The organism is Aeromonas sp. s9, assembly GCF_040907765.1.
GTDB lineage: Bacteria > Pseudomonadota > Gammaproteobacteria > Enterobacterales > Aeromonadaceae > Aeromonas > Aeromonas caviae.
Genome location: NZ_JBFOCK010000037.1, coordinates 18,427 through 32,575, shown reverse-complemented (window position 1 = coordinate 32,575; position 14,149 = coordinate 18,427). Strand labels below are relative to the sequence as shown.

Below are 14,149 nucleotides of genomic sequence, written 5' to 3'. Positions count from 1 at the left end.
GTTGTGATAGTACAGCGCCTGTTGAATCAACTGATTGCCCAGGATGTCCGCGATTTCCGCGTATTGGCGGCGATTGCGAAGGTGCCGCGCCAGCTGTTCGTGGATGAGGCCATGGCCCACAAGGCCTGGGACAATACTGCCCTGCCCATCGGCCATGGGCAGACCATCTCCCAGCCTTACATCGTGGCGCGCATGACCGAGCTGCTGATCCAGAACGATCCGGCCCATGTGCTGGAGATCGGGACGGGATCGGGCTACCAGACGGCGGTACTGGCCCACCTGGTGGAGCATGTCTACACCATGGAGCGGATCAAGTCGCTGCAGTTTCAGGCCCGGCGCAGATTGCGCCAGCTCGATCTGCACAATGTGTCGGCCAAGCACGGCAATGGGTGGCTAGGTTGGCCCAACAAGGGCCCTTTCGACGCCATTCTGGTGACGGCGGCGGCCAGTGAGGTCCCCAAGGCCCTGACCGATCAGCTGGCTGACGGTGGTCGTCTGGTGTTGCCGGTGGGTGATGGCCAGCAGACCCTGCAGCTCATCGAGCGATCGGGCTCCCAGCTCACCAGCCGGATCCTGGAGCCGGTACGTTTCGTTCCCCTGATTGACGGAGATGTCGAGTGAAGTTGTTTTCCCGCCTTTATGTTCTGGTGATGCAGTGGGCACGCCACAAGTATGCCCCCTGGTATCTGGCCATCACCGCCTTTATTGAATCCATCTTCTGGCCCATTCCGGTGGATGTGATGCTGGCGCCCATGGCGCTCGGCAAACCTCATCGCGCCTGGCACTATGCCGCGCTGGCCACCCTCTTTTCGGTGCTGGGCGCCCTGTTTGGTTATCTGCTCGGCTATGCCCTGTGGGAGCCAGTGGTGCAGCCGCTGGTGACCTCGGTTGGCTATGAGGACAAGATTGCCCTGGCCGAGCAGTGGTTCGCGCAGTGGGGCATCTGGGTTATTTTTATTGCCAGCTTCACGCCGATCCCCTACAAGGTGTTTACCGTCACGGCTGGCTTGCTCCACATGGCACTGTTGCCTTTCATCCTGACCTCGCTGATCGGTCGTGGCATGCGCTTCTTCCTGGTTGCAGGTCTGATGCGCTGGGGCGGCGAGAAGATGGAGCGCAAGCTGATGCACTATGTGGATGTGCTGGGCTGGCTCTGTATTGGTTTGGCCGTTGCGGCCTATTTCTGGTTTAGTCGTTAAGGATCCACTATGTGTTCGCGTGTTTGGCAAGGTAGCGGTGTCGTCGTGTTGTCATGGCTGCTGCTTGCCTGTTCCTCCAGCAAGACTGCGGCTCCGGTGCACAGCCTGGGCAATGATCAGGTCGCTTCGACCATCCCCGTGCGTCAAGGTATGACCAAGCCCGGCATTGCAGGCAACGGGTACACCGTGGTCAAAGGAGACACTCTCTACTCCATTGCATTTCGTTCTGGCATGGATGTGGCTTCGCTTATCAGCATCAATGGCATCACTCCCCCCTATAACATTTATCCCGGCCAGCAGCTCAGGCTCGATGGCGCTTCCGCCCCCATGGCGGTGGCAACCGTCGGCAGCCCTGTCAGTCGTGGCAGCGTGACGGGGTCTGGCAGTTACGAGGTGCGCCGTGGCGATACATTGAGCAGCATCGGTCGCCAGTTCGGTCTTTCCAACCAGGCCTTGGCCCAGCGCAACAACCTCCAGGCTCCTTATGCATTGCACGTGGGTCAGGTGCTCAATGTGGGGGGCGCGGGTTCCTCGGGTGGTCAGATGGTGGCAGCAACCACACCGGTGGTGACCAGCACGGGGCCCAAACCCCTGGCCACGGCTCCGGCAGGTACGACCACACCATTTATTGCTCAGAAAACGATTGCTCCTGCCTCGTCAACAGCATACGCTCAGGCGAAAGAACAAAAAACCGTCAGTTCCTCGTCAACACTCTCCTGGCATTGGCCGACCAAAGGGCGGATCGTTGAAGGCTTCTCCGTTGCGGAACAAGGCAACAAGGGCATCGACATTTCCGGCCAGAAGGGCCAACCCATTTACGCTGCGAGCAGCGGCAAAGTGGTCTATGCGGGCAGTGCACTGCGAGGTTATGGCAAGCTGATAATTCTCAAGCACAACGATGACTACCTCTCCGCCTACGCTCACAACGATGAGTTGAGGGTCAAGGAGGGAGACACCGTGAAGGGCGGGGCGGTTATCGCCAATATGGGTAGCACGGATGCGCCGGATGTGCGCTTGCACTTTGAAATCCGGTACAAAGGCAAGTCGATCAACCCGATGGGCTATTTGCCAAAGCGTTAACTCAGAGAGCTGAGTCTTACTCTGGTGTAGGTCAGGGAGAGATATCATGAGCCAAGAACAACTGGTAATGCAGGATGCAGAGTTAGAGTTCGACGAGGAGCTGGAGGTTCAGGAGGAAGAAGAGGTTCAGGAAGTGGCGGCCGAAGCCGAAGAGACCATTTCCGATGAACTGATGGCGCCAGAGCTGAACAAGGTAATGGACGCCACCCAGCTCTATCTGGGAGAGATAGGCTTCTCCCCCTTGCTCACGGCCGAAGAGGAAGTCTACTACGCCCGCCGTGCCCTGCGTGGCGACAAAGCGGCGCGCAAGCGCATGATTGAATCCAACCTGCGCCTGGTGGTCAAGATTGCCCGACGCTACAACAACCGCGGCCTGGTGCTGCTGGATCTCATCGAAGAGGGCAACCTCGGTCTTATTCGCGCGGTCGAGAAGTTTGACCCCGAGCGAGGCTTCCGTTTCTCCACCTATGCCACCTGGTGGATCCGCCAGACCATAGAGCGGGCCATCATGAACCAGACCCGTACCATTCGTCTGCCCATTCATGTGGTCAAGGAGCTGAACGTCTATCTGCGCACTGCGCGCGAGCTTTCCCATCGTCTCGACCATGAGCCGACTGCCGAGGATATCGCCTCTGCACTGGATCGCTCTGTGGACGATGTGAATCGCATGCTCAAGCTCAACGAGAAGATCACCTCGGTGGATACTCCCATTGGTGGCGATCGCGACAAGGCGTTGCTGGATGTGCTTTCCGACGAGCGCGGAATGGGGCCCGAGCTGGAGTCCCAGGAAGATGACATGCGCAGCAGCATAGTGCACTGGCTGGAGGAGCTGAATCCCAAGCAGCGCGAAGTGCTGGCCCGCCGTTTCGGTCTGCTCGGCTATGAACCGGCCACCCTGGAAGACGTGGGCGCCGAGATTGGTTTGACCCGCGAGCGGGTGCGCCAGATCCAGGTGGAAGGGTTGCGCCGTCTGCGGGAAATTCTGCTGGGGCAGGGGCTGTCCATTGAGGCGCTGTTCCGCACCAACTAAACGGGTATGAATACCGTCATCAAGATGAAAAAGGGGCCGCAGGCCCCTTTCTTTTTGTCGTGGATCTTCCGGATCACACCGGATCCAGGGTATCCAGCGGCCAGCGCGGCACGGCCTTGACGACGAGGGGTTCGAAGACTCCCGCCTTCAGGCGTTGCATGCCGGCATAGGCGATCATGGCGCCGTTGTCGGTGCAGTATTCGGTGCGCGGGTAGAAGACTTCACCTTTGAGGCTCTCCATCAGCTCGGCCAGCTGGGCGCGCAGATGACGGTTGGCGCTGACGCCGCCTGCCACGACCAGACGATTGAGACCGGTCTCTTTCAGGGCACGACGGCACTTGATGGCCAGGGTGTCGACCACCGCATCCTCAAACGCCCGGGCGATGTCGGCACGGGTCTGCTCATCATCGCCGTTGGCGGCGATGGTATTGGCGGCAAAGGTCTTGAGGCCGGAGAAGCTCATGTCGAGCCCGGGACGGTCGGTCATGGGACGCGGGAAGGTAAAGCGTCCAGTGGTGCCCTTTTCTGCCAGCCGGGAGAGCAGCGGACCACCGGGGTAGTCCAGACCCATCAGCTTGGCGGTCTTGTCGAACGCCTCACCGGCGGCATCGTCGATCGATTCGCCCAGCAGCTGATAGCTGCCGATACCGTCGACCCGGACCAGCATGGAGTGGCCGCCGGAAACCAAGAGCGCCACGAAGGGGAACTCGGGGGCCTTCTCTTCCAGCATGGGGGCCAGCAGGTGGCCTTCCATGTGGTGCACGGCGATGGCCGGCTTGTCCCATGCCATGGCCAGCGAGCGGCCTATGGTCGCCCCGACCAGGATGGCACCAACCAGACCTGGCCCCGCGGTATAGGCGATGCCATCGATGTCATCCTTGCCAAGTCCAGCCTCTTTCAAGGCGGCCTGGATCAAGGGGATCGTCTTGCGTACATGGTCCCGGCTGGCGAGCTCGGGAACGACGCCGCCGTAGTCCGCATGCAGCTTGACCTGGCTGTACAACTGGTGGGAAAGGATCCCTTTTTGATCATCGAAGATCGCGATCCCGGTTTCGTCACAGGATGTCTCTATGCCCAATACACGCATTGCTAAAAAATTTCACTGCTAAAATGAGACGGCTATGGTAACCTTCGCGGGTTTTTTAAACCAGAGCGATCTCTGCGGGTTTACTTTCATTCCCTGTCCAGAGTATAATTTCGCACCATTTTAAGACATGCTGATCGATTGAAGGTCAGCTAACAATTTATCACTGAGGTGAAAGGCACATGCCAGTAATCAAAGTCCGTGAAAATGAGCCGTTTGACGTTGCTCTGCGTCGCTTCAAGCGTTCTTGCGAAAAGGCCGGTATCCTGTCCGAAGTTCGTAGCCGTGAGTTCTACGAGAAGCCGACTACCATTCGCAAGCGCGCCAAAGCGTCCGCTGTCAAGCGTCACGCCAAGAAGCTGTCCCGCGAAAACGCACGTCGTATCCGCCTGTACTAATCAAGGGATCATGCCGTGTCTCTGAAGGATCAACTCAAGGATCAGCAAAAGCTCGCCATGCTTGCCAAAGACAAGCCTCGGTTGGGTGCTATCCGCTTGTTGATGGCAGAAATCAAGCAGCGTGAAGTCGATACCCGTGTCGAGCTCAATGATGAAGAGATCCTCGCCGTCGTGACCAAAATGGTCAAACAGCGTCGCGATTCCATCAGCCAGTTTGAAGCTGCCGGTCGCCAGGATCTCGCCGACAAAGAGTCCGCCGAGATCGTTGTGCTGCAGGAGTTCCTGCCACAACAGCTGACCGCAGACGAAATTGCCGCCCTGATCGAGCAAGCCATCACTGAAAGTGGTGCTGCCGTCATGGCTGACATGGGTAAAGTCATGGCTGTCTTGAAGCCAAAAATTCAGGGGCGTGCCGATGTCGGCGCCGTCAGTGCTCAGGTGAAAACCCGCTTGGCGTAACAGGCAACTCTCTTGTTTGGTCGAAGAAGCCGTGCTTCCCATTGGAATGCGCGGCTTTTTTATTTCCTATGCAATGAAACAGGACGGTTATGGCTGGCAGGATCCCGCAATCCTTTATCGATGATCTGCTCGTACGCACGGACATAGTCGAGTTGATCGACTCCCGTGTGCGGTTGAAGAAAGCCGGTAAGAACTACCAGGCTTGCTGCCCTTTTCATAACGAAAAAAGCCCCTCCTTTACCGTCAGCCAGGAGAAGCAGTTCTATCACTGTTTCGGTTGTGGTGCCCACGGCAATGCCATCGGCTTTGTCATGGAGTACGACGGCCTGGAATTCCCCGATGCCATCGAAGAGCTGGCAAGCCTGCACGGTATGCAGGTCCCCCGTGAGCAAACGGCGGGTGGATCAAGCCATAGCCAACCAGCCGTCAGCAAGGATCTGTTCGAGCTGATGAACCAGATTGCGCGCTTCTACGAGAGCAATCTCAAGAACGCGCCTCAGGCGGTGGAGTATCTGAAAGGCCGGGGCCTGACTGGCGAGGTGGTCAAGCGCTTCAACATCGGTTATGCCCCTGGGGACTGGGATCAGGTGCGTCGCCGCTTTGGCGCCAGTCGGGATCACGAACAACTGCTGATTTCGGGCGGTATGCTGATCCCCCGTGACAGCGGCCCGGGCAGCTACGATCGTTTCCGCGATCGCATCATGTTTCCGATCCGGGACAAACGCGGCCGGGTCATCGGCTTCGGTGGCCGAGTGCTGGGCGATGGCACGCCCAAGTACTTGAACTCCCCCGAAACCCCCATCTTCCACAAGGGGCGAGAGCTGTTCGGTCTTTATGAGGTCAAGCAGGCACACAAGGATCCGCGCCGGATCCTGGTGGTGGAAGGCTATATGGATGTGGTGGCGCTCGGCCAGTACGACATCGACTATGCGGTGGCGGCACTGGGGACTGCGACCACCAGCGATCACATCCACACCCTGTTCCGTACCACGGCAGAGGTGGTCTGTTGCTACGACGGCGACAACGCCGGTCGGGAAGCGGCCTGGCGGGCGCTGGATAACGCGCTCTCCCACCTGCAGGATGGCCGTGAACTCAAGTTCGTCTTTTTGCCGGATGGCGAGGATCCTGACTCGCTGGTACGCCAGATCGGCAAGGAGGGGTTCGAAGCGCTGCTCGACAAGGCCCAGTCGTTTGCGGATTTCATGTTTGAACGCCTCGGGCGCGATGCGGCTCTTTCCGGTGAGGCAGGCAAGTTTGAAGTGGCCAACAAGGCCGCTGAGCTGATTCGTCGGGTACCGGAAGGTTTCACTCGCGAGGGGTTGATTACCCGACTCTCCAGCATGATGCGCTGGGGAGAAAACAAGCAGCGGATTGCCGAGCTGTTTGCCCGCAACAGCCAGCCCAAGGCGGAAGCCAACAAACCCAAGGCGACCAAACTGACGCCGATCCGCAGGGCTCTGGCCCTGATGGTGCAGTATCCGGCGATCACCGCCGAGCTGCCGGCCATGCCCGAGTTGGCCGGGCTGCGCCTGCAGGGGATCCCTTTCCTGCTGCAACTGCACCAGCAGATCCTGATCCAGCCGGGAGTGACAACGGGTATCCTGCTGGAGCATTGGCGTGGCACAAAAGAGGGAGAAATACTTGCCCAACTGGCGATGCATGACCTGTTTGAAGAGGTAAAGCTCGATCAGGAGCCCGATATTCTGGGAGAATTGCAGGATACTTTTGTCGGTTTCATCAACCTTTTCCTGAAGCAACGGATCGAAGAATTGCAGGCCAAGGTGGCGCAGGAAGGGCTAAGCTCTGAGGAAACTCAGGAGCTGATGATGCTGATCAGAGAGGTGCAGATTGAGAAAAGAAATGAGAGTGGGGCTTGATATTTGAGTGAGCAGTCCCAATATGAATAGCGTTGCCCGAATCGACGGGATTGAAAGCAAACACTTTATAACCACCTGGCCCCGACAACACTGCGGGCAGGGGTTTCTCATGACCGACGCCGCAACCAGACATAGCATGTCTGGCGGTTTTCTATTAGAATTGGCTATTTGCGCAGCAGCGCACTGTACGCGCAACCTAGCAACACCAACCGGATGAGTTCTATGGAGCAAACCCCGCAGTCTCAGCTTAAACTCCTCGTTGCCAAAGGTAAAGAACAGGGCTACCTGACCTATGCCGAGGTGAACGATCACCTCCCGCAAGACATTGTCGATTCAGACCAGATCGAAGACATCATCCAGATGATCAACGATATGGGCATTCAAGTGGTTGAAAACGCTCCGGATGCCGATGACCTTATCATGGCTGAAGGTGGTACCGCCGATGAGGACGCTGCCGAAGCAGCGGCCCAGGCTCTGGCATCTGTTGAATCTGAGATTGGTCGCACGACCGATCCCGTCCGCATGTACATGCGGGAAATGGGTACCGTCGAACTGCTGACCCGCGAAGGCGAGATCGACATCGCCAAGCGGATTGAAGACGGTATCAACCAGGTACAAAGCTCCGTCGCCGAGTACCCTGAAGCCATCACTTACCTGCTCGAACAGTACGACAAGTACGAAGCCGAGCAGCTTCGCCTGTCCGACATCATCTCCGGCTTCATCGATCCGAACGAAGTGGATGACGTGGCACCGACCGCCACTCATATCGGCTCCGAGCTCAGCGAGGACGACCTCGCCGACGAAGACGAAGACGAAGATGAGGACGAAGACGAAGACGGTGACAACTCCGACGATGACGGCGATGGTGGCCCGGATCCGGAAGTCGCTCGCGAGAAATTCGGTGAACTGCGTGCCCAGTACGAGGTGACTCGTCTCTCCATTCAGCAGAATGGCCGTGCCCACGACGACACCCAGAATGCCATCGCCCAGCTGGCCGATGTCTTCCGTCAATTCCGCCTGATGCCCAAGCAGTTCGATCGCCTGGTCAACAACATGCGGGAGATGATGGAGCGTGTCCGCGTGCAGGAACGCATCATCATGAAGCTCTGCGTTGAGCAGGCCAAGATGCCGAAGAAGACCTTCGTCGCGGCCTTCACCAACAACGAGTGCGAAACTGCCTGGTTCGAATACCAGAAGCAGGCCGGCAAGGCGTGGTCTCCCCGCCTGCTCGAGATGGACGAAGAAGTACTGCGTTCCATCGGCAAGCTGCAGCAGATCGAAGAAGAGACCGGTCTGTCGATTGCCCAGATCAAGGATATCAACCGCCGCATGAGCATTGGTGAGGCCAAAGCCCGCCGTGCGAAGAAAGAGATGGTTGAGGCCAACTTGCGTCTGGTTATCTCCATCGCCAAGAAGTATACCAACCGCGGTCTGCAGTTCCTGGATCTGATCCAGGAGGGCAACATCGGTCTGATGAAGGCGGTCGACAAGTTCGAATATCGTCGCGGCTACAAGTTCTCGACCTATGCCACCTGGTGGATCCGTCAGGCCATTACCCGCTCCATCGCGGATCAGGCCCGTACCATCCGTATCCCGGTGCACATGATCGAGACCATCAACAAGCTCAACCGTATCTCCCGCCAGATGCTGCAGGAGATGGGTCGTGAACCGAACCCGGAAGAGCTGGCCATGCGCATGGGCATGCCGGAAGACAAGATCCGCAAGGTACTGAAAATCGCCAAGGAACCCATCTCCATGGAGACGCCCATCGGTGATGATGAAGATTCCCACTTGGGCGACTTCATCGAAGATACCACCCTGGCTCTGCCAGCGGATGCGGCCACCAGCGAGAGCCTGCGCAACGCGACCCGCGAAGTGCTGGCCGGGCTGACCGCACGGGAAGCCAAGGTACTGCGCATGCGTTTCGGTATCGACATGAACACCGACCACACCCTCGAGGAAGTGGGCAAGCAGTTCGACGTCACCCGTGAGCGTATCCGTCAGATCGAAGCCAAAGCCCTGCGCAAGCTGCGCCATCCGAGCCGCTCGGAAGTGCTGCGCAGCTTCCTGGACGAGTAGTCCCGGGTTCTGTCAGTCTGACATTGCAACAAAAAGCCCCGCCATGCGGGGCTTTGTTTTATCCGTGGTGGCATAGGCGTGAAGAGGGGTCATGGAACCGCTTGAATATGGATGAAATCTCGCCAAGTGGTTGATCTGACTATGGACGGGGTATCCGCCATCCCCTATAATCCACGCCGCTAACCAGCATCAATGGCCCCTTAGCTCAGTTGGTCAGAGCAGTCGACTCATAATCGATTGGTCGTGGGTTCAAGTCCCCCAGGGGCCACCATTTTCAGAAAAAGCCGCTCTTTTGAGCGGCTTTGTCGTTTCTGGCGTTCACCAGCGTTTGTCCAGATCCTCGGCATAGAGCGCCATGGCGTGCCGGTAGGGGAATAGGGCGGGATCCGTGGTGGTGGTCGCGAGGATCCCCAGCAGCGTCTCCATCCCCTCCTTGCTGCGCCCCAGGTTGTAGCAGGTCATGGCACGAAACACCTTGAACTCCACGGCATCGGGGAAGCGGGACAGGGCCTCGTCAAAGGTGGCCAGCGCCTCGGCATGGCGGCCCGTGGTGCGATAGGAGCTGCCAAGTCCAAGCAGGGCTCCGCGCAGCGACGACTCGCCAAGCCCCAGCGACACGGCCTTCTGATAGAGGGGAATGGCCTGGGCCTCTCGCCCCAGCATGTCGTGCAGTCCGGCCACTTCGTAATGCAGCTCGGCGTGGGTTGGGGGCTCGATGAGTTGAAGCAGACCGTGCTGACGGGCTTCCTCGATCCGTCCCTCTGCCTTGAGGGTGTTCAACTGTTTCATATGCGCTCCTGCATGGGGATGAAGGAGCAGTATGCCTGCCGACAGGCTGGCGGGGAACGGGTCATGGGGCCATGAAAAAGGCCTCCCGCCGATGGCGGGAGGCCTGGTTCGGCGCCGGGGCGCAATGGCCCTGGCGTGTGTCCAGCCTTACTGGGCGCTCAGGCTGTAGGCCAGGGTCTGGTCGTTGAAGCGCACCACATAGGCACCGACCACTGCCGTGGTGATGTCTACCCCGGCCAGCTCGGCCACGCCATCCTTGTTGGTGTCGCCGTAGTTCTGGGTCCAGTCCCCCTTGACGTCGAACTTGAAGCGCTGGCTGCCGTTGCCATCACCGCTGCCGGTGAAGGTGACGCTGGCCTGCCAGAGGTGATCCCCGACCAGGGACATGGGGGTGGTGCCCCAGTTGTTGGTGGTGCCGCGAATGTTGAGGCTGGCGACATTCTTGGCATAGGTGACGCTCACCGGAGTCAGGCTGTATTGCAGGGTCTGATCGTTGAAACGTACCCGGTACTGGCCGATGACCGGGGTGAGGATGTCACTGCCGGTCAGTTCGGCCACGCCGTCCTTGTTGGTGTCGCCGTAGTTCTGGGTCCAGTCCCCCTTGACGTCGAACTTGAAGCGTTGGTTGGTCTGACCGTCGAAGGTGACCAGGGCTTCCCACTGATTGTCGGCGATCAGCGTCATGGCAAGGGAGCCCCAGGCATTGGGGGTGCCGCGGAAGTTCAGGGTGGGCAGTACGCTGGCGTAGGTGCCGTTGTCGTCGGTGACGGTCACGGTGGCGCTGGCACTGGCGGTCAACCCTTCCGCATCGGTCACGGTGACCGTCACGGTATGGGTACCCGGGGTATCGAACCGGACTGTCTCGGTGGCGGCGGTGCCCCCGCTGGACCAGCTGTAGCTCACCACGCCGCCATCATCGCTGGAAGCGGAGGCGTCGAACACCACGCTCTCCCCCGCCTTGACGCTGAGGGTTTTGGGGGAGAGGGCGGCGACCGGTGCCTGGTTGCTGGTGAGGGGGGTGACCGTGTAGCGCAGATCGCTCTCGCTCAGGGTGATGCGGTAGGTGCCCGCCCCGCTGACCAGGATATCCTTGCTGCTGCCCTTGTCGGCGATGCCATCCCCTTCGTTGTCGCCGTAGTTCTCGGCCCAGTTGCCGAAGACGTCGAACTTGAAGCGCTGGGCACCGGTGGCGTCACCGTTGCCGGTCAGGGTGAGGGTGGCGGACCAGACACGGTTGGCATCGACGGTCATGGGGGTGTTGCCCCAGGCGTTGTGGGTGCCGCGCAGGTTCATGCTGCTGAACTTGTTGCCCGGCAGGACGGAACCGCCGCAGGGGCTGGCCTTGGTGCAACCGGCGATGATGGCGGCCGCCTTCATGCCGGGGACGTTCAGGCTGGCCTTGCCGCTGCCATCGACGGTGACATAACCGCCGCTGCAGTAGTCATGGCCCCCCAGCAGGTTGCAGTACTCGTCGGCCGGCAGGCCGGTCTGCACCGAGGCTACCAGGCTGCCGCTCTCGTTGTTGATGGCGACGAAGCCCTTGTCACCGCGGCTGAAGGCGATCTGGTTGTTGCCGTTGTCCCACCAGTTGCTGACGGGCTGGCCTTCGGTCCGGTTGTGGAACAGGGCCATGTTCATGATGGTCGGTCGGCGCTGTTCGCAGTTCCACTGGCTGTCCGTGCAGGGCGTGCTGCCCGGCGCCCCCTTGTCGGTTTCATAGGTGCCCATGTTTTCGAAGCGATAGCCCGACATCACCTGCTTCCAGCCATAGGGCCAGGCCATCATGAAGGTGTTGGCCAGATCGTAGCGGGCACCGCTCATGAAGGTGAGCATGCCGCCACCGCCGTGGCCGCGTTCGCGGTCGTGGTTGACCACGAAGACGAAGGCCTTGTTGGAGGGGAGCAGGCCCCAGCTCTCGCCCAGGGTCTTGAGGTTCTTGATCTGGCCATTGAAGTTGGCGGCGAGATCGGTGCCGTATTTGAAGTCGGTGACGGTGTCGATGTAGGTGTAGCGGCCCGGCTGGATGTCGGGGGACTCCCCGCCTGCGCCGATCACCTCCAGGTAGGCCCTGGGGCTGCCCGCCTTGTCGAGGATGGCCTTCACATCGGCCGGTGCCATGTGCTTGGCCGCATCGATGCGAAAGCCCGACACGCCCCAGCCGAGCAGGGTCTTCATGTAGGTGGCGATCTGATCCTGGACGTAGGATGAGCCGGTATTGAGGTCCGGCATGCCGTAGAGGGCGCCGTTCCAGACGTTGTTGCTGTCACCGTAGTTGGTGATGTCGCCGCTGTGATGGAAGTCGTTGTAGCCGAACTGGGGATATTGGTATTGCCCCGAGTTGTAGCTGCCGCCGCCGGTGGCGGTGCCCGAACCCGATGCCAGCTGGTTGAAGACGGCGTCGGCATAGACCTTGACCCCGGCCGCGTTGCAGCGGGCGATCATGCTCCTGAGCTCTGCCTCGCTACCGCCGAAGCTGTTGAAATTCTTGAAGCTGACCGGTTGATAGACGGTCCACCAGACCTGGCTGCCCTGTTTGTGCTCGGCGGGTGGGGTGATCTGGACGCCACCGAACCCCTTGGGCCCGAGCACGGTCTCGCACTCGTTGGCGATGTCGTTGAACTTCCATTGGAACAGGTGAACCATGACTCCTTCGGCGCTGGCAGTGTGGCTGAAAGAGCCGAGTGCCGCCGCCAGCAGGGCGGTTCGAAACAGTGTGTTGTGCATGACGATTTTCCCTTCGATCTTGTTATTGACGTATCACTGTCGTGTAGTCGAACGGACAACAAACAACCTCGTTCAGCTCCGTAGCATTCATGAAATCGACGTGGTTGAAAATCGAACAAGCTGAATTAATTAAGAAATGTGAATGAAAATGCTTTCATGCCATTCGGTGGCAGCAGGAGGATGCAGAGGGGAGCAGATCGGTGCGAGATCCGTCAAGCGGGTAGCGAAGGGGATGAACAGGGGCCCCGCAGGGCCCCGTGAACGTTCAGACGTTGGGTTCCTGCTGCTCGGCACTGGCCCGGGCACGACGCCCTGGCAGCATGCGGGTGACCAGGTTGCTGCGCTGGCGCCAGGAGGTGTAGGCGATGGCGCACAGGTGCAGGGCGATCATGCCCTGGAGTGCCCAGGTGCACCACTCGTGCCAGTCGTCCGCCCCCAGATCGAAGCCGGTCTCGGTGTTCTGGAACCAGCCGGTCCCTGCGGTGGCGAGTACCAGCAGCCAGAGTGCCCAGACCGCCAGCTTGCCGCTGCCGTGATGGCCCGGGGTGGGCGGGGTCCGTTCGCGCAGGGCGTCGGCCTGATGGCGAAAATCCTCCCGGCTCGGGATGAGGGCGCGCAGGCGGGCGTGGCCGCGAGCGAAGGTGAGCCCCCACAGCAGGCGTATGCCGATGAGCACCATGACGGCGTATCCCATCCGCTCGTGCCACTCCTCGCCCGCCTCGTTGAGCCAGAGGTTGCCGATACAGATGGCCGCCACACCCCAGTGGGTGAGGCGCACCAGAGCATCCCAGTGGAAGGGATCAGCCTTTTTGCTTGGCATAGTTGTGGTACTCCTTCTTCAGGTCGTTGACCTTGGCCAGGTGCTCGCGCGCCTTGGCTTCGTCACCGGCCTGGAGGGCTGCCAGGCTGGCATCCAGCTCGCTCTGCACTTCGGTCATGCCTTCCAGGAACTTCTCCTTCTTGGCGGCGGGCATGTTCTTGCTCTTGGCGACGTCCAGCTGGGCCTTCATCTCCTTGATGTATTTCTCCATGGTGGCCGCGTCGTCGGCCTTGACGGCCTGCTTGTAGTTGAAGCCGATCTTCTTCATCGGCTGCTCCAGATCGCCGGCCATGGCAGGCAGGGCCATCAGGCCGAACATCAGGGGCAGCAGCAGGGGACGCACAGTTTTCAGCATGGGATTTCCTTATGAGACGACGAGATTGCAGGTTGTTATAGCACTCATTTGAGTGCGGTTTCACGCATCATGATGCCATGAAAGGGCGATCATTGTATGAAGAAAGTGCGACCAATTGTGACGAATTGTGCAGGGGATTGCTGTGGGAATGTAGCCGAAAGAGAACGGCCACCGGATCTCGCCTCCGGCAGGGATACAAGGGCGCGCATCTGGTCCGGGAAGGGGCTCGCAGGCAGTGAATCATGCTGCCATTAT

Annotated in this window: 13 protein-coding genes and 1 tRNA gene; 9 read left to right on the top strand and 5 right to left on the bottom strand. The window is 59.7% G+C overall.

Going from position 1 to position 14,149, the window contains the following annotated elements; genetic code table 11:
• The first annotated feature begins 3 nt into the window (after positions 1-3).
• From AB5Y54_RS07115 to rpoS, 4 genes are read left to right on the top strand one after another with little or no spacing between them, the layout of a single operon-like run.
• Entirely contained in the window at positions 4-621 is a 618-nt protein-coding gene (locus AB5Y54_RS07115; protein ID WP_010675623.1) for a protein-L-isoaspartate(D-aspartate) O-methyltransferase, read from the top strand.
• Positions 618-1,199 carry a YqaA family protein gene (locus AB5Y54_RS07110; protein ID WP_010675622.1) on the top strand — a complete coding sequence of 194 codons (582 nt, stop codon included), beginning with the start codon at positions 618-620 and terminating at the stop codon, positions 1,197-1,199. Before AB5Y54_RS07115 ends, AB5Y54_RS07110 begins: the two co-directional genes overlap by 4 nt.
• 9 nt (positions 1,200-1,208) lie before the next feature.
• A complete protein-coding gene (locus AB5Y54_RS07105) occupies positions 1,209-2,279 on the top strand; it encodes a LysM peptidoglycan-binding domain-containing protein (RefSeq protein WP_010675621.1) in 1,071 nt (356 codons plus the stop codon).
• 46 nt (positions 2,280-2,325) lie between these two features.
• A complete protein-coding gene (rpoS, locus tag AB5Y54_RS07100) occupies positions 2,326-3,309 on the top strand; it encodes an RNA polymerase sigma factor RpoS (RefSeq protein WP_010675620.1) in 984 nt (327 codons plus the stop codon).
• A gap of 73 nt (positions 3,310-3,382) precedes the next feature.
• Here the strand turns inward: rpoS and tsaD are convergent, their stop codons facing one another.
• Entirely contained in the window at positions 3,383-4,396 is a 1,014-nt protein-coding gene (gene tsaD / locus AB5Y54_RS07095; protein ID WP_041213897.1) for a tRNA (adenosine(37)-N6)-threonylcarbamoyltransferase complex transferase subunit TsaD, read from the bottom strand.
• Between the two features lie 179 nt (positions 4,397-4,575).
• On the opposite strand from tsaD, the gene rpsU reads away from it, so the two are divergent.
• The 5 genes from rpsU to AB5Y54_RS07070 all read left to right on the top strand — a co-directional run bounded on the left by rpsU (position 4,576) and on the right by AB5Y54_RS07070 (position 9,477).
• Positions 4,576-4,791, top strand: coding sequence for a 30S ribosomal protein S21 (rpsU, locus tag AB5Y54_RS07090; protein WP_005309452.1), 216 nt, complete (start codon positions 4,576-4,578; stop codon positions 4,789-4,791).
• Between the two features lie 15 nt (positions 4,792-4,806).
• On the top strand, positions 4,807-5,250 hold the full coding sequence (locus AB5Y54_RS07085; protein ID WP_010675618.1) for a GatB/YqeY domain-containing protein: 444 nt from the start codon (positions 4,807-4,809) through the stop codon (positions 5,248-5,250).
• Between the two features lie 89 nt (positions 5,251-5,339).
• Entirely contained in the window at positions 5,340-7,127 is a 1,788-nt protein-coding gene (dnaG, locus tag AB5Y54_RS07080) for a DNA primase (protein WP_128274399.1), read from the top strand.
• 183 nt (positions 7,128-7,310) lie between these two features.
• Complete coding sequence (gene rpoD / locus AB5Y54_RS07075) at positions 7,311-9,206, top strand: RNA polymerase sigma factor RpoD (protein ID WP_263639565.1); 1,896 nt, start codon at positions 7,311-7,313, stop codon at positions 9,204-9,206.
• Between the two features lie 194 nt (positions 9,207-9,400).
• A tRNA-Ile gene (locus AB5Y54_RS07070) sits at positions 9,401-9,477 on the top strand.
• 47 nt (positions 9,478-9,524) lie between these two features.
• Here AB5Y54_RS07070 and AB5Y54_RS07065 read toward each other — a convergent pair.
• The 4 genes from AB5Y54_RS07065 to AB5Y54_RS07050 all read right to left on the bottom strand — a co-directional run bounded on the left by AB5Y54_RS07065 (position 9,525) and on the right by AB5Y54_RS07050 (position 13,894).
• Positions 9,525-9,995, bottom strand: coding sequence for a tetratricopeptide repeat protein (locus AB5Y54_RS07065; protein ID WP_201922902.1), 471 nt, complete (start codon positions 9,993-9,995; stop codon positions 9,525-9,527).
• 147 nt (positions 9,996-10,142) lie between these two features.
• Positions 10,143-12,719, bottom strand: coding sequence for an alpha amylase C-terminal domain-containing protein (locus AB5Y54_RS07060; RefSeq protein WP_290434687.1), 2,577 nt, complete (start codon positions 12,717-12,719; stop codon positions 10,143-10,145).
• A 265-nt stretch (positions 12,720-12,984) separates the two neighbouring features.
• Positions 12,985-13,539, bottom strand: a complete 555-nt coding sequence (locus AB5Y54_RS07055; protein ID WP_324049727.1) for a cytochrome b/b6 domain-containing protein — start codon at positions 13,537-13,539, stop codon at positions 12,985-12,987.
• Complete coding sequence (locus AB5Y54_RS07050; RefSeq protein WP_049636098.1) at positions 13,520-13,894, bottom strand: cytochrome b562; 375 nt, start codon at positions 13,892-13,894, stop codon at positions 13,520-13,522. The genes AB5Y54_RS07055 and AB5Y54_RS07050 overlap by 20 nt, the downstream gene beginning before the upstream one ends.
• Positions 13,895-14,149 lie beyond the last annotated feature (255 nt).